The organism is Anaerococcus sp. Marseille-Q5996, assembly GCF_946893725.1.
Lineage (GTDB): Bacteria > Bacillota > Clostridia > Tissierellales > Peptoniphilaceae > Anaerococcus > Anaerococcus martiniensis.
In genome coordinates, this window is sequence record NZ_CAMPPE010000005.1 from 26236 (window position 1) to 45892 (window position 19657).

The 19657-nt window shown below is 32.1% G+C and carries 24 protein-coding genes and 1 riboswitch; of the genes, 3 read left to right on the forward strand and 21 right to left on the reverse strand.

Going from position 1 to position 19657, the window contains the following annotated elements:
- Nucleotide 1: 1 nt before the first annotated feature.
- The 13 genes from metK to OC526_RS07005 all read right to left on the reverse strand — a co-directional run bounded on the left by metK (nucleotide 2) and on the right by OC526_RS07005 (nucleotide 10198).
- Nucleotides 2-1171, reverse strand: coding sequence for a methionine adenosyltransferase (gene metK / locus OC526_RS06945; protein WP_262123041.1), 1170 nt, complete (start codon nucleotides 1169-1171; stop codon nucleotides 2-4).
- Entirely contained in the window at nucleotides 1171-1644 is a 474-nt protein-coding gene (gene ispF, locus OC526_RS06950; RefSeq protein ID WP_262123043.1) for a 2-C-methyl-D-erythritol 2,4-cyclodiphosphate synthase, read from the reverse strand. The genes metK and ispF overlap by 1 nt, the downstream gene beginning before the upstream one ends.
- Complete coding sequence (gene ispD / locus OC526_RS06955; protein ID WP_262123045.1) at nucleotides 1641-2363, reverse strand: 2-C-methyl-D-erythritol 4-phosphate cytidylyltransferase; 723 nt, start codon at nucleotides 2361-2363, stop codon at nucleotides 1641-1643. The genes ispF and ispD overlap by 4 nt, the downstream gene beginning before the upstream one ends.
- Nucleotides 2364-3464 (reverse strand): PIN/TRAM domain-containing protein, encoded by a 1101-nt coding sequence (locus OC526_RS06960; RefSeq protein ID WP_262123047.1) that lies wholly within the window; start codon nucleotides 3462-3464, stop codon nucleotides 2364-2366.
- A gap of 16 nt (nucleotides 3465-3480) precedes the next feature.
- Complete coding sequence (locus OC526_RS06965; protein ID WP_262123049.1) at nucleotides 3481-3960, reverse strand: CarD family transcriptional regulator; 480 nt, start codon at nucleotides 3958-3960, stop codon at nucleotides 3481-3483.
- A gap of 78 nt (nucleotides 3961-4038) precedes the next feature.
- A complete protein-coding gene (locus tag OC526_RS06970) occupies nucleotides 4039-4944 on the reverse strand; it encodes a diacylglycerol/lipid kinase family protein (protein ID WP_262123051.1) in 906 nt (301 codons plus the stop codon).
- A gap of 86 nt (nucleotides 4945-5030) precedes the next feature.
- Nucleotides 5031-5819, reverse strand: coding sequence for a hypothetical protein (locus OC526_RS06975; protein WP_262123052.1), 789 nt, complete (start codon nucleotides 5817-5819; stop codon nucleotides 5031-5033).
- On the reverse strand, nucleotides 5819-6502 hold the full coding sequence (locus tag OC526_RS06980) for an ABC transporter ATP-binding protein (protein ID WP_262123054.1): 684 nt from the start codon (nucleotides 6500-6502) through the stop codon (nucleotides 5819-5821). The genes OC526_RS06975 and OC526_RS06980 overlap by 1 nt, the downstream gene beginning before the upstream one ends.
- Nucleotides 6495-6860, reverse strand: coding sequence for a GntR family transcriptional regulator (locus OC526_RS06985; protein ID WP_262123056.1), 366 nt, complete (start codon nucleotides 6858-6860; stop codon nucleotides 6495-6497). The genes OC526_RS06980 and OC526_RS06985 overlap by 8 nt, the downstream gene beginning before the upstream one ends.
- Before the next feature lie 153 nt (nucleotides 6861-7013).
- Entirely contained in the window at nucleotides 7014-7574 is a 561-nt protein-coding gene (thiT, locus tag OC526_RS06990) for an energy-coupled thiamine transporter ThiT (protein ID WP_262123058.1), read from the reverse strand.
- Between the two features lie 28 nt (nucleotides 7575-7602).
- Nucleotides 7603-7690: riboswitch (TPP riboswitch) on the reverse strand.
- Nucleotides 7691-7740: 50 nt separating this feature from the next.
- Entirely contained in the window at nucleotides 7741-8040 is a 300-nt protein-coding gene (locus OC526_RS06995; protein WP_262123060.1) for an SH3 domain-containing protein, read from the reverse strand.
- A gap of 13 nt (nucleotides 8041-8053) precedes the next feature.
- A complete protein-coding gene (locus OC526_RS07000; RefSeq protein ID WP_262123062.1) occupies nucleotides 8054-9070 on the reverse strand; it encodes a YveK family protein in 1017 nt (338 codons plus the stop codon).
- 9 nt (nucleotides 9071-9079) lie between these two features.
- Entirely contained in the window at nucleotides 9080-10198 is a 1119-nt protein-coding gene (locus tag OC526_RS07005) for an EpsG family protein (RefSeq protein ID WP_262123064.1), read from the reverse strand.
- A 502-nt stretch (nucleotides 10199-10700) separates the two neighbouring features.
- Between OC526_RS07005 and OC526_RS07010 the strand changes: the two genes are divergently transcribed.
- Together OC526_RS07010 and OC526_RS07015 are read left to right on the forward strand one after the other, a co-directional pair.
- Nucleotides 10701-11117 carry a DUF1893 domain-containing protein gene (locus tag OC526_RS07010; RefSeq protein ID WP_262123066.1) on the forward strand — a complete coding sequence of 139 codons (417 nt, stop codon included), beginning with the start codon at nucleotides 10701-10703 and terminating at the stop codon, nucleotides 11115-11117.
- On the forward strand, nucleotides 11114-11653 hold the full coding sequence (locus tag OC526_RS07015) for an ECF transporter S component (RefSeq protein ID WP_262123068.1): 540 nt from the start codon (nucleotides 11114-11116) through the stop codon (nucleotides 11651-11653). Before OC526_RS07010 ends, OC526_RS07015 begins: the two co-directional genes overlap by 4 nt.
- Before the next feature lie 32 nt (nucleotides 11654-11685).
- On the opposite strand, the gene OC526_RS07020 is transcribed toward OC526_RS07015, so the two are convergent.
- The 5 genes from OC526_RS07020 to OC526_RS07040 all read right to left on the reverse strand — a co-directional run bounded on the left by OC526_RS07020 (nucleotide 11686) and on the right by OC526_RS07040 (nucleotide 16074).
- Nucleotides 11686-12747 (reverse strand): DUF4097 domain-containing protein, encoded by a 1062-nt coding sequence (locus tag OC526_RS07020; RefSeq protein WP_262123070.1) that lies wholly within the window; start codon nucleotides 12745-12747, stop codon nucleotides 11686-11688.
- On the reverse strand, nucleotides 12740-13096 hold the full coding sequence (locus tag OC526_RS07025) for a DUF2089 domain-containing protein (protein ID WP_262123072.1): 357 nt from the start codon (nucleotides 13094-13096) through the stop codon (nucleotides 12740-12742). The genes OC526_RS07020 and OC526_RS07025 overlap by 8 nt, the downstream gene beginning before the upstream one ends.
- 158 nt (nucleotides 13097-13254) lie before the next feature.
- Nucleotides 13255-13947 (reverse strand): hypothetical protein, encoded by a 693-nt coding sequence (locus OC526_RS07030; protein ID WP_262123073.1) that lies wholly within the window; start codon nucleotides 13945-13947, stop codon nucleotides 13255-13257.
- Nucleotides 13944-14945, reverse strand: coding sequence for a glycosyltransferase family 4 protein (locus tag OC526_RS07035; protein ID WP_262123074.1), 1002 nt, complete (start codon nucleotides 14943-14945; stop codon nucleotides 13944-13946). The genes OC526_RS07030 and OC526_RS07035 overlap by 4 nt, the downstream gene beginning before the upstream one ends.
- A complete protein-coding gene (locus tag OC526_RS07040; RefSeq protein WP_262123076.1) occupies nucleotides 14914-16074 on the reverse strand; it encodes a glycosyltransferase in 1161 nt (386 codons plus the stop codon). Before OC526_RS07040 ends, OC526_RS07035 begins: the two co-directional genes overlap by 32 nt.
- A 193-nt stretch (nucleotides 16075-16267) precedes the next feature.
- Here OC526_RS07040 and OC526_RS07045 point away from each other — a divergent pair, with 193 nt between their 5' ends.
- A complete protein-coding gene (locus OC526_RS07045) occupies nucleotides 16268-16525 on the forward strand; it encodes an SdpI family protein (RefSeq protein ID WP_316043779.1) in 258 nt (85 codons plus the stop codon).
- An 18-nt stretch (nucleotides 16526-16543) separates the two neighbouring features.
- On the opposite strand, the gene OC526_RS07050 is transcribed toward OC526_RS07045, so the two are convergent.
- The 3 genes from OC526_RS07050 to OC526_RS07060 form a co-directional block, all read right to left on the reverse strand.
- Nucleotides 16544-18133, reverse strand: coding sequence for a hypothetical protein (locus OC526_RS07050; RefSeq protein WP_262123079.1), 1590 nt, complete (start codon nucleotides 18131-18133; stop codon nucleotides 16544-16546).
- A 1-nt stretch (nucleotide 18134) separates the two neighbouring features.
- Nucleotides 18135-18839, reverse strand: a complete 705-nt coding sequence (locus OC526_RS07055) for an ABC transporter ATP-binding protein (protein ID WP_316043777.1) — start codon at nucleotides 18837-18839, stop codon at nucleotides 18135-18137.
- 116 nt (nucleotides 18840-18955) lie between these two features.
- Nucleotides 18956-19606, reverse strand: coding sequence for an HAD family hydrolase (locus OC526_RS07060; protein ID WP_262123081.1), 651 nt, complete (start codon nucleotides 19604-19606; stop codon nucleotides 18956-18958).
- Nucleotides 19607-19657 lie beyond the last annotated feature (51 nt).

Here is a 19657-nt window from a genome sequence, read left to right on the forward strand (position 1 = left end):
CCTAATATTTTTTAAGCTCTTCTACCTTATCAAGGGCTTCCCAGGTAAATTCTGGATTATTTCTGCCAAAATGCCCATAGCTTGAGGTATTTTTGTAAATTGGCCTTAATAGGTCCAAATTATCTATAATCGCTTGTGGTCTAAAGTCAAAGTTTTCTTTGACAATTTCTAGTAATCTTTCATCATCATATTTTCCTGTACCAAAGCTGTCTACAAATATTGAAAGTGGATGGGCAACACCAATTGCATAAGAAATACCAATTTCAAGTTTTTCAGCAAGGCCAGCAGCAACCATATTTTTAGCTGCATATCTTGCCATATAAGCTGCGGACCTATCTACTTTTGTAGGGTCTTTTCCAGAAAATGCTCCACCACCAGATTTTGAATATCCACCGTAGGTATCTACAATTATTTTTCTTCCAGTTAGCCCGCTATCGCCTTTTGGTCCACCGATTACAAATTTGCCTGTTGGATTTACATAAATTTTAGTATTTTCATCGATTAATGATGGATCTATTACTTTTTTTATAACTTCATTTATAATATCTTCTCTAATTTGTTCAAGGCTTATATCTTCTGTATGTTGGGCAGAAATTACTATATTGTCAATACGAACTAATTTATCATCATCATATTCTACAGTTACTTGAGTTTTGCCATCTGGTCTTAGGTAGTCAAGTACTTTATTTTTACGAACTTCTGTTAGTCTTTGGGCAAGTTTGTGGGCATAGTTTATAGAAACTGGCAAATATTCTTCAGTTTCATTGTCTGCATAACCAAAAATTATTCCTTGGTCGCCTGCTCCAATTTGGTCGTATTTATCATTTGTTGACTTAAATTCTTGGGCGCTATTTACCCCTTGGGCGATGTCTGGTGATTGCTCGATTAAGGATGTAAGAACAGCTACATTTGAATAATCAAAACCAATATTTGGATCATCATAGCCAATTTCTTTAATAGTTTGGCGGACAATTTGTTCTACTGGTGCATAAGCTGTTGTAGAAATTTCTCCAACAACCAATACCAAACCTGTTGAAGTTACTGTCTCACAGGCTACTCTCGCATTTTTATCTTGTTTTAAACACTCATCAAGGATTGCATCTGAAATCCTATCGCAAACCTTATCTGGGTGGCCTTCTGTTACTGATTCGCTTGCTATAAATCTACGCATCATTTCTCCTCTAATATTACAACAGCACGAGCTTCAATTCCTAAACCCTCTCCAGTAAATCCAAGGCCTTCACTTGTAGATGCCTTGATGGATACATTTTCAGGTAGTGTTTTTAAATGCTCTGCTAATAAGTTTTTAATTTCATCTCTTCTTGGGCTGATTTTTGGCATTTCACAGATGATAACTGTATCAAGATTGCCAATTTTATAGCCCTTTTGGTCCATAAGCTCAACCACATGGTCAAGTAGGTCTATAGAATAAATATCCTTGTATTTTGGATCTGTATCTGGGAATAATTTTCCAATATCACTTTGCCCTAGGGCTCCCAAAATTGCATCCATAATGGAGTGGGTCAAAACATCTGCATCAGAATGGCCCAAAAGACCTTTTTCATAATCAAATTTGATGCCGCCTAGGATTAAATCTCTATTTTCTACTAGCCTATGAACGTCATAGCCTATACCAATTTTCATTTATTTTCCTCAGTTTCTTCTTGTTTTTTAATATATGCTCTTGCAAAAAGTATATCTTCATTTGTGGTAATTTTGATATTTGAATATTCTCCCTCAACCACTTTTACTGGTGTTTCCCTATCAAAAAACTCAAATAATTGACTGTCATCAGTTATTTTAAATTCACTTTTTACGTATTTTTCATACATGGTAAATATAGTTTTTTTGTCAAAGGCTTGGGGAGTTTGAACATTGTAGACAAAGGCACGGTTTGGCGTAAAATCAACAACCATGTTTTCATCTAAAATTTTAACTGTATCTTTTGTTTTTGTTGCAGTTATTACTGCCTTATAATTTTTTAGCTCCTTAAGTGTATTATAAAAAAGCTGTCTACTTGCAAAAGGTCTTACCCCATCGTGGGTTAAGACCAATTCACAATCTTTATTTAAGGCTTTTAGTCCTTCAAATGTCGATAGCTCGCGAGTGCTGCTACCAAAAACATAGTTTACTTTTTTAGAAAATTTGTCATTTTTTAGTATTGATTTGATAATCTCTTCATCTTCTTTTCTGATTACTAAAATTATTTCGTCAAATTCTTCAATACTTGTTACAGTTTCTAAAGTACGTTCGATTATTTTTTTATCATCGATATTTAAAAAAGGTTTGTTAATATCGCTATTCATACGTCTGCCTGAGCCTGCGGATGTGATTATAGCTGATAAAAATTTGCCATCAAACATTTAATCCTCTTCGCTTCTTACAAATATCATACGTCCTGCAGAAGTTTGTAAAACACTGGTTACAACAGCATTTATAGTTTGGTCGATAAATTTATCCCCATCTTCTACTACTACCATTGTACCATCGTCAAGATATCCTACACCTTGATTTTTGCCCTTTCCTTCCTTGATGACGTCTATTCTCATTCGTTCACCTGGAATTACTACTGGTTTTAGGGCATTTGCCAAATCATTTATGTTTAAAACCGGGATGCCTTGGACATCTGCCACCTTGTTTAGGTTGTAATCATTTGTAAAGACTTTTGCTCCCAAATCCATGGCAAGTTTTAAAAGTTTGCTGTCCACTTCCTTAATTTCTGGATAATCTTGATCTGTTATTTTTAGATTTATTTTATCTGACTTTTTAATTGCATTTACAATATCAAGCCCGCGGCGACCACGTTCGCGTTTTAAGTCATCTGGGCTATCTGCTATGTGTTGGAGCTCTTCTAGGACAAACTCAGAAATAATTAGCTCCCCTTCTATAAAATCAGTTTCAATAATATCAACTATTCTTCCATCTATAATCACTGATGTATCAAGTACTTTTGGGCTTGCAGGATTTTTGCTTCTATCAAGTTTAAAAGTTGATTTTAAGTCCTTATTTTCTTTGCTGGTTTTAAACAAATTGACAAAATCATCGCTATTTTTAGCTGCCACTCTCCAACCTAAAAAACCTAAACCGATATATAATAAAATAGATAATAGCACAAAAATTGAATTGCCCACATAAGGTAGTTGTAGGCTGGTTAAAGGTCTTGAGATTAAAGTTGCAATTAAAATACCAAGTATTGCCCCAATTGTTCCAACAATAAGTTTGCTTGCCGGTATGTCGCTCATTTGGCCTTCAATATTTGAAATGCCTGCCATAAATTTATCTGCAAATGATGCAAATAATAAATAAAATATTATCCCACCAACTAGGCCTGCTATAACATTAGCAATGATAAATATAATGCCGCTCGGTTGAATTAACAAACTTGCGGCATTGAATACATTTAAAACTACTATGCCAAGGACTAGGCCAATTAGTGTGATAAGAATTTCAAAAACTCTTTTCATTAACACTCCTTGATTACTAAAGTCCGATAGATTCGTCTATCATTTTCTCAGCTTTTTCTTTATCTAGAGAACCTGCCATGACTAATTCGCTAGCCATAATTCTTCTTGCTCTATTTAACAATTTCTTTTCTGTGGTTGATAAACCTTTTTCCTTATCCAAAATTGTAAGATTTCTAACCATCTTTGCAATTTCGAAAATATCGCCTGTCTTAATAATTTCTTGATTTTCTCTGTATCTTACATTCCAGTTGCTAGACATTTCTGTTGGTTCATCATCCAAAATTCTAAGTACTTCATCGCCATCTTCCTTGCCGATGACATCTCTTATATGCATTTTATCAATATTTGCTATTGGAATTGAAATATCCATAGAACCAATTGGCATTTTTAGGATGTAATAATCTTTTTCTTCTCCCAAAAATTCCTTTTTTTCAATAGAATCAATAGTACCCGCACCGTGGTTTGGGTATACGATTTTATCGCCGATTTTAAACATTTTTACCTCCTAGGTTCTCACTATTATTATAACAAATTTGAACCTTTTAGTAAATAAATTAAAGTTTTGCCAAAATACCTAGACCCTATCCCTAAGTCCTGTTCTCATCCTAATTTTCTCTTTTAAGACCCTAATGTCGGCAAGGGTAGTAGATCCCCCGTATTCTCCATCAAGGGCCCAGGCTACTTTTTGATCAGTTCTTACAATAAATTCCCTGCCTTGGCGGAGAATTAGCATATCATTTTCTTTTCTATTTGTAATTCCAAAAACAATTTTATTTATATCAGCCAGAGATTGGGGGCGTTTTACCATAGTTAGCTCAAAAATCCCATCAGAAAGGCCTACATTTTCACCGGTTATACCCACAAAACCTCCAACAGAAACAGAATTTGTAACCATAAAGTGGATAAATTCTCCACCTATGACTTCTCCATCTACTTCTACTTCCATTTTATATGCTGGGATGTTAACTAGGGGTAAAGTTTGCTTTAAGCCCTCAAAAATATAGGCAGAACGACCAAAAATATTCTTTACATCTTGGCCTGTACTATAAGAAACCTCGGCAATAGTCCCAAAGGCTGCTACATACACAAAATACTTTTCATCTAGCCTTCCTACATCAATATGTTTTTGATATCCACGGGTAGCAACTTTTGTGGCTTTTTCTATGTCTGCTGGGATATTTAATGATATTGAAAAATCATTTGTAGATCCAGTTGGTATGTAGCCTATTAGGGGATCAATTTCTCTTTTACAAACTGCAGAAATAACTTCATCAAGGGTACCATCTCCACCGCTGACTATGATTTCGTCAAAACGATGGCCCATTTTTTCTACTATGTAGCGAGCATCCCCTCGACTTTGAGTTGCATAAACGCTTGTTAAATATTCTCTTTCGCTAAGGTAGTCTATAATCCAGGGCAAGTATTCATTTATTATTCTCTGGCCGCTGTTTGGGTTGTAGACAAAAAGGGCATCTTTCATGGCATCTCCTTTATTTCTTTATTTAAGAAAAATATACACTTTATAGGATTTTTGTAAATAAAAAAGATGCCAATTTGGCATCTAATTTAAGCAACACTTAATTTATCTTTGTGGATTTTAAGAGTTAAGATGTAAAATATAGCTGCAACAAATATGTTAAATAAGGCTGGTAGAATAACCGTCTTCATAACAGGTGCATTATTTGCAACTTCAAGACTAAATTCACCTGAGTTAACAGTAGTCATATAATCAGCTATAATCCACCCTTGAACTTTAGTGAATAAATATCCAACAATTATAAATATTATGGAAAATATAATTGCTGAAGCAGATTTTGAAACTCCTAATATTTTTAAATGACCAGCTGTATTCGCAAACATAATCATAGATGCAAATGAAAGTCCAATCATAAAAAAGTTTAGTATTACTCCCCAAAATATCCTAATATCTATCTTGCTAAGTAGTTCTGAGATTTCCCCAAAAAGTTCAGCAAAACTTAATGGTGCATTGGATTGGGTAATAGTTAATAGTATGAAATTCAAAACAATAGATATAGCAATAATAAGTCCAATTAATATATAATTGATGTATCTTGCTCCTGTAACTTCAGCAGAACTAAAAGGTAAGGCTGAATAAAATGATGCATTATCGCCATAAAATCTTTGATTGTCATTTTTTGTTAAAACTGCAATACCAATAAGTGGTCCTGCTACTAAAAGTATCCCAGAAAGTACTAATCCAATTCCAACTAAAAACGAGCTCTCAAAAACCCTTATTAGCTGAGAAAAAATTGTAACTGCAGCTAAGGGTAAAAATAACCACAATATTATAGTTTTAATATCTTCCTTAAAAATTTGTCCAAATAATTTTCCCATTACATAACCTCCGTAAAGTAATCTTCTACACCCATTTGATGATTTAATCTTATGTCATCTACACTTTCATTTACGATTATTTTTCCATTTTTTACAAAAACCGCCCTATCCAAAACTTTTTCAATTTCAGAAATCAAATGAGTAGATATTAGCAAAATTCCATTATAATCAAAATTTTCAATAATGGTATTTATTACCATTTTTCTAGATTTGGGATCCACCCCACTGATTGGTTCATCTAATAAATATATTTTTGCTTTTCGGCTAAGGGTAAGGGCGATTTGAACTTTTTCACGCATACCCTTTGAACATTCTCCAAGCTTTAATTCACTTGAAATATTAAATCCTTTTAGCAAATCATAAAACTTTTTGCTATCAAAATCTTCATAAAATTTTTCATATATGCTAACCACATCATTTATTTTCATGCTTTTATCTAAGGGCATATGGTCAGGTTGGTAGGAAACTATACTATTTGTATGGCCACCAGGTTTTTGCCCATTTATTTTTACAAAACCCATATAATCTCTTTCAAGTCCTGCAAGAATTCTTAATAGGGTTGTCTTCCCTGATCCATTTTCCCCAACTAGGCCAACAATTTGCCCATTTTCCAAAGTTAAATTTACATTATCTAGGGCTGCCTTACCGTTATAAACCTTGGTTAAATTTTTTATATCAATCATTTTTCTCCTCCCAATATTGTTTTAATTGGTTAATTGCGTCATCTTTTTTTAGATTTAAACTTTCTGCTCCACTTATAAATTCATCTGCTATCTTATAAAAAGAATTGTCTTCTAATTTTGAAATTAAGTTCTTATCATCTGTTACAAATCTGCCTGCTGTTCGTCTAGTTTCTGTTAGACCAGCTCGTTCCAGTTCTACTAGTGCTTTTTGAACTGTATTCGGATTTACTTCATAATCTCTTGCTAGATTTCTTACAGAGTCGATCTTTGCTCCAGGTTCCCACTGGCCAGTTGATATTTTTACCTTAAATTCTTCTAGAAGTTGCAGATAAATTGGTCTTGATGAATCAAATTCCATCCGCGCCTCCGTTTTTGTATTGTTGTATTACTATCTTAGTGCAATAATATTATATCAGCTAAATTTTATTTTGCAAGAGCTAATTTAAATTTTTCAAATATTATTTTTAAGCATAAAAAAAGCAACCTTTTAGGGTTGCTTTCTTTATTTCAATTACATTTTTGGTAAGTCTTTGGTTAAAAAGTTCTTTAATAAGAATAGTATTACTAGGGCGATTGCGTATTCTACAGCTAGGTATGATGCATTATAAACTAATGAATAAGCTAGCGCTCCTTGTCCTTCTGGAGCATATGATGAGAAGAATACTACACCTGATAATACGTGGGTTACAAATCTTGCAATAATTGCAATAAGTGTTCCCTTTAATATTGGTCCAAATTGGTGAGTTCTTTTAAACTCTTCTGAGTAAAGTCCAGATAGACCAATCAATCCGTATGGCATTGGATAATCAAGAATTGCTTGGATTGGATGGATTACATATCCTCCAAATAGCATATCGATGATTCCATATACTGCACCGATTAAAAATCCTTTACCTGCTCCATATCTAAGCGAAAATATAATTAATGGAATCATTTGTCCAGGTGTGATTTCTCCACCTTGTGGCATTTGAAAAAGTCTAAATCTAGCTAAAACAAATGATAAGGCGATAGCTAGTGCGCCTTCTACTAACATCTTGGTTGTCCAAGATGATCTTGTCTGATTATTTTGCATAAAAAAATACCTCCTTTTGCACATACTTAGAGAGGTTTAGACACTTTCCTCCGCAAGCATTACCTTGACCAGGTTAAGGGTATGATCTCAGCCAACTGGCACCCCTAGTGCATATTTATTATATTACATTTATAAAAAAATGCAAAAATAAAAGGGCTGATAGCCCCTATATTTCTTTTAGGTATTTTGTTTTTATATATAAAGAATCACCGTTAAATTCTACTCTTACAAAGCCATCTTCGCTTTCATTTACTATCTTAACAACAGATCCTGCATCCAACTTATCATATGCACTTTTTTCATCCATATCTGCATAAATATCAGTTTTTTGACTCACTTCATAAAGCCCGCCAATCTGTGGGCTATCATCTTTTTGACCTTGCTTTTTATTTTCATAAATTTTTATATCGTGGTCCTTGTAATTATCATCATTTTTACAAGCAGTAAGAGAAAAAAGACAAAGCAATAATAAAACTTTTTTAATAATAAATCACCCCTAAAATATCAATTTCCAGTCTTTCTAGCTCATTTACAGCATTTTCCAAATCATTTTTTAAGGCATTTTTTGAAAGTAATAGGATTTTGTAATCTTCATATTCAGCCAAATCTATGGCTTCTGGGCTGTTAAAGTTAGCTTCATTAATTAAAATATATGGATAATTTGCTTTTAGTCCCTTAAGTTCATCAGAAATATTTTTTTCATTTTCGGGGCTAATTACAAGTCCATTTAAAATATCAGCAAGTTCACCTGCAATATTGACTTTTGTATTTGCATTTTTTAAGTGAACAAGGCCTATTACTGCATTTGCTCCCTTAGTTTTTATTTTTCTTTTAACTTTTGCAAGCTCAGAATTTTTATCCCTAGTTAAATCTGCCAAAACTTCATAATCTAATTGGCGAATATCATCAGCAGTGGAAATCCTATCTGATAATAGTTCTTTAAGGATAAGCAATAAAATTCCTAGCAAGGCCCCTACAAACAGGCCCAAGATTGCAAAAATTATTCCACGGATTTTTGAGGCCTTACTTACAACTACATTTTGCAAATACTCAATATTTTCCATATGCAAATAATTTCTTGTATATGACCTAAATTCTTCTGCAATAAGTGTAAGGGTATCTTCTGCGCGTTTTTCGTTTGTATCCTTATATGTCAAGCTAATTACTCCGCCTTGAGGGTTGACATCATAGTCAAAGTTTTTAGAAACTTTTTTGCTATCCCAGTCTGGATCGATTTTTTCTGAAACAGTTTCAAATAGATTTTCTGATTCCAAAAATTGGGAATAAACATTGGCAAGTTTTTCATTTAAAATTAGCTTATTGTAGGTAATTGGCTCATCATCATTGCTTGTTACAATTAATACTGCCTCAGCCTCATAATCTCCTGGCAAAATATTTTGGGTAAAATAAGCCAAAAATCCAATCAAGAGTGCCGGAATAATAATCAGCCACTTATTTTTATTGATTGCTTTTCTAATATCTTGTGTTGTTAACATAATATGCTCCTATTTTAATGAGTGAATTGCATTTAAATTTGTAAAGAAAAAGTCATAACTTGGGGCCTTGGCCATTAAGAAAATGGCGTAGGGTATGATAAAAATAACAATGGCAAGGGCAATTAAAAATCGGCCTAGCTTATCGATATTTTTTATTTTTTCTAAAACAAGGGGTATATAAATAATTTCCAAAATCGTAAAAAAGGTTGAAAATCTAAAGGCAATAGCAGTTGATGACCTGAATACTAATAGTACCAAAAGGGCAAACCACATGGCCTTTATACTTGCTTCTTCTATAGTAAATTTGCCAAAATCTTTTTTTCTAAAATACATCAAGCTTGTTATAAATAATGCTGCGGCAAAGATAATTCTTGGGTCATAAAATTTCATAGCTCCTGCAAATTGCCCAGTAAAGGTATAATTTAAAACCTTAGTTGCCATTCGTCCTAGTCCAATTGCAGATAAGATTTGAGCTAAAATCCTAAACATAAGGCTTGAAAAAACTGATGCAACAAAGGCAAGACCTGCTGTTAGAATTTTAAAAAATCTGCCAATTTCAAAGGCCATAAAAAATAAAAATGGCAATAATATTACACTTGCCCTATGAAAGGTCATGGCAAAAACAAAAAACAAGAAGCTTTTAAAGAATTTTTTCTCACTAAAAAAATTAATGCTCATAAGTCCTAAGCCAACTGCACTTGCAGTTCTTGCCGTTTGCATATCAAATTGGATAAATATTGGCAAAAATATAATTGCGGATAAAAAAGGATTTTTGCTTTTCTTTATGGATATATATGCCACAGGAATTATTGAAAGGGCATTCATAATCACAATTATCCATTGCCTTGATAAACCAAAAGTATTTATCAAATAAGAAAATAACCTAAAGGCAAATTCCACTGGATAGGAAAAGTTTAAAACTTTTGAAAAATCTGTCCCTATATCTTTTGCAAACCACAAATAATTGTAATAATCAGCATCTCCTGATCCCCTAAAGGCTGCAAAGGCAAACATAATAAAAAACATGAGCCCTGCAGCAAGATTTTTCTTATTATTATCCTTAAATTTTATGAAATTGTTAATTAAAAATAAGCTAAGCTCACTTAGAGTAAATAAAGCAAATCCCATACTTTCCCCTTCTTATCATAAGCCTATTATATCAGAATTTTTGAATATTAATAAATATTTTTAATATAAAACCCTAGGTGAAATTTATAAATAATTAAAAAATTTAATTAAAATTCATCTATATTTAACATTAACTTTACAAATCCCTTATGAAAACAAAACAATTATCCATTAATATATGTATCAAGGGAACAGTTTGAAGCTGACAGATTAATTTTCATCGCATATGCGTACTCTTCCTTAATAATAAATTTGTGTCAACTGTTTACCTTTCCGGGTACAAAAGTCTAAACCCTCAAACTTTTGTGCTTCTCTCACAATTATAAAAACTCTTCTTAGCATAAATTTTTGCAAAAAACCTTAGTGAGAGCTCTAACAGTCAGGCAGCGGCCTTGGCTGTTTTTTTGTATAAAAAATTATCTGGATAAATTATATCAGCAAAAATTTTCTAAATACCTTAATCCTTTTGAATATATTAACTACTTATGTTAGAATAATTGTTATGAATAATATTGATTTAGCAAAAACTACACTTTTAGAAAATAAGCATTCCATAGTTGTAGTTAAAGAAAATAATGTTGTTTATAAGTCGGATAAAAATGGCTTATTGCCTATTATAGATGTCTATGACAGTGATAAAAAAATCCTAAAGGATGCTGCTGTTGCAGATAAAGTAATAGGTAGGGCTGCCGCACTTATTTTGATAGAAGCAAATATAAGCAAGCTTTATGCCCAGCTTATATCAGAAAATGCCATCAGTATTCTTGATAATACAAATATTGAATATGAATACGATAAAAAAGTAAAGGAGATAAGAAATAGGGATAATACTGGCATGTGCCCTATGGAAGAGCTATCACTAGCCACTGACAATGCTGATGAGCTAATAAAAAAAGTTAAGGAGAAATTTAATAAATGACTACAAAAAAATTAGTATATTCAGCAGTTTTTCTGGCTTTAGGAATATTATTTCCAATGATATTTCACACTTTAGGACTGCCTGGCCAAGTGCTATTACCAATGCATATTCCTATTTTTCTAGGAGCTTTAACACTTGGACCTATTCCAGGATTATTAATTGGATTAGTAACTCCAGTTCTATCAAGTCTACTTACTGGCATGCCACCAATGGTGCCTATGGTTCCAATTATGGTTTTTGAACTAGGAGCTTACGGATTTTTTGCTGGATATTTTTACGAAAAATACCAAAAAAATGTGTTTCTTCCTCTAATCGGAGCTATGATTGTGGGTAGAATTGTAGCTGGTGTTGTGGCCTCTATTGTATTTAATATATTTAATATGGAAGCTATCAGCATCATTCCATTTATTACTGGATCTTTTGTAAAAGGACTTCCAGGCATTATCTTAGCACTTGTTCTAGTTCCACTTTTATATAAATGGATGCCAGCTAATATAAAAAATAATTATGATCCAAGGACAAATAGGATTGGTTAAATAAAAAAAAGACCTTGTTAGGTCTTTTTTTATTATCTTAAATTTATTCTGCCAAAGGCTGCTGATGCAAAGATTTCTATGTCTGATTTTTCGACATTTGTAGAAACTTCATAGCCTTTTTCTTTTTGCATTTTGTTTTTAAATTTGTCGCTTAAGTTTAGGCCTTGGCTTAAAACATTAGCTTTTATTTCACCATTATAGGATTCGCTATCTATTACTATATTTCCAAATCCTGAGTTTAAATCAATTTTTTCGCTATCTTTGATATTGTAAATTCTAATATTTCCAGAATCTGTGTCTGCAAATAAGTTTTTAGTATCTAATCCATCTACCCTAATATTGCCGCTAACTGCATCAATTTCTGCTTTTTCGCCACTAATATTAGCTAAGTATACAGATCCATTTACATTATCAATTGTTAAATCCCCATTGGTATTTTTTATATCTACTTTTCCATTTGTATTTTGAATGTCGATATTTCCTTGGGAATTTATCACATTTACTTTTGCATTTATAGAATTAATGCTAGTTTCTGTAAAATCAACATCTTCGATTTCGATATTACCATTTACAAGGTTAATATTTAGGTTTTCGTATAGATTTTTGCCTAGGGCAAGCTTTATAATTGAAGTTGCTTCAAGATTTTGGTAAGTTTCGTTGATTTTGATATTTAAATCATCTTCTACAATTTCAATATCTAAATAATCTAAAAGTTCGCCTTTTTTCGCCCAAATATCTTGGTTGATTGTGATTGCAGAATCACTTGCTCGCTCTATCAAAACTTTGCCTGATGGAATGTCGATATTGATAGTGTTGATTTCATCATCAATTCTCATTTCCTTATTTGTATTTACTTGGCCTTTGATATTGTATTGGTTGATGTCAATATTGTCCAAATCTATATTTGAAAGTGATTCGAAAGCATCAGTTGTTTTTTTGATGACACTTTCTATAGATTGGTTGATTTTAGCCATAAAGTCGCTTTCGTTGCGATTTTTTTTATTGCCAACAGCGCTTAATAAGTCATTTGCTTCTTCAACAGTAATTTTACCTTCTTTAAGCATTTCTAAAATTAATTGTTTTTCATCATTCATCTTTTAATTCCTCCAATAATTCACGGGCTTGGTCAGCTGTGATTTCGCCGTTATCAAGCATATTAAGGATATCTAAACGGCTTTCTTTTTTATCGATTTTGCCACCTAGTTTTGCTACTAACTTATCAATTCTATTTCTAACTGTTGGGTATGAAATGCCGATTTCTTCTCCAACATCTTTGATTGATCCTCTTTTTTGTAAAAATAATTCTATAAATTCTTTATCTTCTTTATCAAGTCTAGAAAATTTGTCAATTTCAAATTCACCACTTACTTCTGTATAACAACTATTGCATCTATATGATGTGATGATCATCTCGTCACCACAGTTTGGACATTTATTAATCATAGATAGCCTCCTTTTGATTTTAATATACTACCAATTTTAATTTTTGTAAAGTCTATTTTAATATTTTTAATATTTTTTTCTTTATTTTTAAATTTATCAATTACACTTTGATAAAACACACATTTTCTTCAATAAAAAAAGACTTGAATTTTCAAGTCTTATATATAATCTTTTGCCCAGTAGGATTTTAATGTACGAACAATCCATAATATGGTATTTACCATGACAACCGCTAAAAAAAGCATTCCTAATAGCAAAAAAGATGCCATGCTTATGTCATTTGTAAATATTCTTGGTGGCAGGAAATTATATAAAAATGCTGATACAAAGAAAAATGCCATCCATTTTAGGCTGGTTTTTAAATTTCCATCAAAGTCTGGGAAAATCATTTGTTTTTTGCCATAGCGATTTTCATATTCATCCCTTTTTCTTCTGATTTCTTCACGTTTATTTTTGTCCGCATGGTCAATTTTTGCTGAAAAATAATGCTCCATATCTTCATTTGTTGTTGCATATTTTAATAAATTGTCGACTTCTTCTTGGCTGTATTCTTGATTTAAAATTTTACTGGTAATGGCTGCCTTTGATTTGTAGGTCTTGCGATTTTCCCTTAAATCTTTTAGTTTTTGGACATCACGGGTATCTGACAAAAGTTTTTCAGTTTCTGCCTCGTATTTTCTTTGGTATTTTAAGAGATTTGTAAAAATAAATACAAATACCAAAATTACAAACATTTGGGCTATTAAAACCATTATCTCACCAGCATTAAATATTGTAGCAAGTCCCATAAAAAAAGCTGGGATTAATATTGTAATAATGGAAAGTCCCAAAAATTTTAAAATAGATCTCATAAATTTAGTACCTTTTCATAGCATTCTACCAGGCGTTTGCCGGTATTTTCTATAGATTTTTCGGCTGCTTTTTTGTAGCCCTCTTCTCTTAGTGATGGTAACTCACCATTTAATATTCCTTTTATTTTTGCTTCAAATTCCTCATTTGAAGTACCCTTGTAGACATTTTTGCCGTCAATATAATCATCTTCAAAAATTTCTATATCACGGATTAAAATATCGGCCTTGCAAGCCAAGGCTTCTAAAAGGACTATTCCCTCGGTCTCTTCGTGGGTTAAAAAAACATATAAATCTGATCCGCTGTAAGCTTCTCTAAGGTCAGTACTTGAAATATAGCCTGGAAAATGTAGATTTGCTGGGGCATTATCAATTAATTTTTTGATTTCTATGGGTAAAACTGCAGGATTTAATTTGCCAAACCAAACAAATTCATATTCTGGCATCTGATTTGCCAAATAAATAAAATCATCAATTCCCTTTCTTTTTATAGGCAAACCTACAGAAATAATTGATTTTTTGCTCTTATCTAGGCCATATTTTTCATAAAAATTATCCCTATCAAAGTCCCTATCCTGCCAAAAATCTAAATCAATCCCGTTTGAAACAACTTCTATGGGTCTTTTTAGTTCATAGGATTCTAAAATTCCCTTAGAATAATCAGTAGGGGTTAAAATCAAATCTCCCTTGTTGTAGCAATATTCTAGCCATTTTTTAAAAGCTGGAGCTATTTGATTTGAAAATGTAAAAGAATTTCTAAAGTCCTCTTTGGTAGAGTGGGCATGGTAAATTACTTTTTTGCCGCGCCTTTTTGCCCTATCAGCAAAGGTCACAGATTTTGGGAAAATTGTATTGATGTGGACAATATCAAAATCTTCCTTATCATTTAAGGTAAAATCACAACCAACAAGGGACAAGGCCTTGATTTGGTGGTCAATTGCCTTACCTACACCACTTTCTTTAACTGTATCATAATCTTTTGTATATAAAAGAACTTTCATAATCAAACTCGTTTATTGCTTTCTCGTACAAATCTTCACACTTACTACCAAAACTTTCTACAGAAAAATTATCTAGGGCGTATTTTCTAGCATTTGTAGATAATTCTTTTTGGTAATCTGGATTATTTAAAACTTTGTAAATGTATGTCTTATATTCATCAAAATTATTAAATCTAAATCCATTAAAGCCATTTTTTAATACACCATCTAAGGACTCATCATCACGGCAGACAGCGACAAGGCCGTTTGAAAGTGCTTCATAATAAGTAAGTCCTTGGGTTTCTGAGGTGGATGATGTGGTAAATATATCTGCTGCTTGGTAATATTTATTAACTTCACTAGGATCAACCATACCCACAAAATTAACATTTGCCTTTAATTTTTCATTGTAGGCTTTAAGCTTATCAGCATGTGGTCCGCCTCCTACTATGAAAAATTCAATATTTGGATCATCCAACCTTTGGTAAAAGTCTATCAATTCCTCGATATTTTTCTCCTCTCCCAAACGACCTAGATAAAGTAATATTTTCTTATCCTTAGGAATACCTAGCTCAGCCCTTAAATCCTCATCATACATATCACAAATATGGACACCTGTTGGGATTACAGCAATTTTTTTCCTGTCAATATTATAAGATTCCAAAATATTTGCAGTTTTTTCAGTAGGGGCAATCATATAATCGCACATATCTGAAAAGTTTTTGCTAAAGGCTGCCACAATTTTTAAACCAGCACGTTTATTTTTTGTAAAATAGTGGGTGTAGTCCTCATAAACCGTATGGTAGGTGTGGACTAAGGGGATATTTAAAATTTTTGCCAAAGTTTTTCCCATAAGAAATGTAGAAAATTCGCATTGGCTGTGGACAATGTCTGGCTCCCATTTTCTGATATTTCTTAGATGAGTTTTGGCCAAAATATTTGTAATTCGTGCTTCTGGATATATTCTTTTTGCAGAAAGAGATCCTATGTAGTACACTTCCTCAGTTTGGTAACTAGAAATGGTATTTGAAAGTGTTAAGACTCTTACCTCGTGACCTTGACTTTCTAAATAGTTTTTTAAGTTTAATACAGATCGGACCACCCCGTTTACAACCGGATAGTACCAATCGCTTGTTATAAGTATTTTCATAAATTCCTCTAATATTACTATATTAGCTAAGAAGACTTTTTACAATTCATCTTTAATTATCAATTAATTTTAGTATAGTTTATGTGAAATGAGGTGAAAAATGGGACCCCTAATTGCAACTAATATCATGCTTTTAATATTTAGCATTTACATAGGCATATTTTTTAGGCACTTTCATAGTAGCTATCCTGAAATGGAAGTAGGCTTTCACTTATGGGAAGTTTGCTACAATCAGGATACATGGAATTATGGAAATAAATTTGCAGGAAATCTTTCAATCATCCTAGGCATATTATTTTTTGGAATTATTTATCCTATTTGCCTGTATTTAGAACTTAAGAGGTCTTATATGACCGGGCTTTTATTTATTCTTGCAATACTATTTCTATTGCTATTATTTCTTATAGTAAAAATAAGGATGCGCAAAAAATTTAATCTAAAAGACAAATAAGACGGCAGTGTTGTCGTCTTATTTTCTTATCCTAAAGGTATTTTTCCCATAAATTTTAACTAGGAGGTGAAAAACAATTATTAAAACAAGCATTATAGCGCTTACAATAATTAAAGTTAATTGCCCCTTAGATGTTTTTCCAATAATTAGTGGAATAAAAATTACATTTGCATAATTTAATATATTGTAAAATAGCTTGTATCCATGTCCAACATTAGCCGCCTCAAAGTTAAAGGGTTGGAATATATAGTAAATAAATAATTCAAAGGCTATATAAAATAAAAAACTTGCCAATACAAAAATCTCACACACAATTAAATTTTTAATGCCTAGAGCTGGAAAAAGTAGAAAAGCTAAAATATTTACCAAAAAACCTGCTAAGAGGCCAATCAAATTTATCTTTAATAGAGATTTATACCTAAGCTTAAACATGGCAAAAATTGCATTTTCCTCTTTATAAAACCCATATTGGAGTAAGGACCTATCGCAGTTTAAGAACATTGCCCTGCTGGAATTTGGATTATTAAAGAGTATCGATACAAATATTGATTGAACCAATAGCAAAATATTTTCTATGCCAAAGTTAGAATCACCAAGTTTATACTTTGTAAATACTAGGGCAAGGGCAGCTATGGCAAAGATAATACCAGCTTTTTTTAAAATTGGTTTGGCAAGAAGTCTCTTATGCCTTGCAAAAAATAAATTATTTAATAGCTCATAACCACTTCCATTTTCTTTTTTGCCAGCTTCTATGTCAGTATCCTTTAAGGCCAGGCTATCATTGGCAATTTGATCAAAATCTATACTTATATCAGCTTCTGCAGCCTTTGCATCCTCTAATACCTTGCCATAGTCATCTAGTTTTAATAGATATTTCATTGCAAAAATAGATCCTATAAGGCTAATTACAAATATTACCAGCAATATAAGAGTGTTATAAGTCTTTACATTCATAAAAATAGCAAAAAGAACTATAAAGGATAGGATGTTTACCCACCACTTATTCGCATAAATTTCCTTTTGCCTCTTTGAAATAATAAGAGTAAAGGTGTTTGAGATAATCCTTGCAAAGGCAAGGATAAAGCTTAGTAAAAATCCGTTTTTAAGGCCAAGAAATATTGCAAAAGCAAATCCCCTCCCAAATCCTATCCTAAGGGGGTCAAAAACTCCTTTAATCAACCCGCTTTCTTTAGGGGCGAGCCTGTATTGGTTATTTAGATTTCTCATATCAACCTTATTGCCAGCAATGCTATTTGAATTTATAGCAGCACTTAGGTAAAAGGCTAGAAATGATAGGTTTGATAGGGATAGGTCGACAAATTGATTAGTCCTTAGCCCTTCAAATTGTAATGGAGTTTTTATAAGCCATAGGATAAATCCCGCAAAAGCCAAAGCCATAAAGTAAGCAAAAATGCTTTTTAAAATCTGACCCAAAACAGAAAATATGGGACCTAGGGCATAGACAAGTTTTTTTAATCCATAGGCCCTATATTTTTCTCCAGTGTATTTGCCAATTATTGGCAGATGATGGAAAAAATAAATAATTTGGTTAATATTTTTTGCTAGATTTGCATTTTCTATAATCCTATACTTTTTGTAATATTCCATACTAATCCTCCTTTTGGAGTAGGTCAATGACCCTATCTTCAAAATCAGGATTATTTTTTATTTGCCTATCTACTTCCTCTATTTGACCCTTATGTAATAAAACTATCTCATCTGATATGTCCTTGGCTAGGTCTAAAATGTGGGTTGAAAATATTATAATATGATCATGTTTTATAGACTTTATGAGGTCTTTCATTTCTTTTTGAACAACTACATCTAGGGAATTAAGGGGCTCATCCATTAAAATAACTTTTGGTTTTAGTATAAGAAACATCATCATTTGAAGCTTATTTCTCATCCCAGTCGAATATCCTTGGATAAGTCTATCCTTATCATCTTCATCAAATTTTACCAGGTCAAAATAGTAACTAGGGTCAAGGGTTCCTGCAATTCTTTGCCTATTTACATCTATAAAAAAATTTATAAACTCCCTAGCAGTTAAAAACCTTGGCAATTCTGGTTCTGCTAGCATAAAGAATACATCCTTACTATCAAGATTTATTTTTTCATCATTATCTATTAGATAAATCTCCCCGCTATCTTTCTTAAGTTCCTTTGCAATCAAAGAAAAAAGAGTTGTCTTTCCAGCTCCATTTCTTCCCAAAAGGGCATATATAATACCTTGGTCAAATGTAGCATCTAAGTTTTTTAAGACACTCTTTTCTTCAAATTGTTTTGATAAATTTTCTATGACTAGTTTCATCATATCTCCAATCTCCCCAGAATATTTCATCATAAGAATATCAGAGAATCAATATATTATCTAGCTTAATTAATAAAGTTTATAATAATTTTAAATATACTTAATAAGTTAATGCTTATTTATATTCTTTTTATAGATGTGATTTCACTTGGATGATCTATAATCAAATCAGGATTTTCTGCCTCTAAAACTTCACGGTCTCTAAAGCCCCATGAGCATCCCACGGTAAAAATATTTGTATTTCTACCACATTTCATATCCACTTCACTATCGCCAAAGTATAAAATATCTGAAAATGGCACATCAAAGTGGTTGGCGATAATCATAATCCCTTCTGGAGATGGCTTTCTTTTATAATCTTCCCTATATCCTAGGATGTAGTCAAAATATTTTTCGCCAAAAATAGATTTTAACACTCTATTACTGGTTTCATCAGGTTTATTTGAAAATGCAGCAATAATTTCTCCATTTTCTTTTAATTTATCTAGGGATTCTTTGATACCTTCAAAGGGTTTTGTAAGGTGTAGGGGGTCGTTGTTGTAGGACTCGTTGTATCTATTATAGATTTCTTCTTTTAATAGCTCATCTCCGGTAAATCCAACATAATTTAAAGTTTTATCCAACAAAACTCTGGGACCATTGCCGACAAATTCTCGAATTTTTTCTTTGGGAACTGATTTTAATCCGTATTTTTTGAAAGTTTCGTTTATATGAAAGTTTATTGAATCAATAGTATTTAAAAGTGTCCCGTCGATGTCAAATATATACATTTTACCTCCTTTACAAAATTTAAGTTCTTAGTCTATCTTTACCCTAATAGA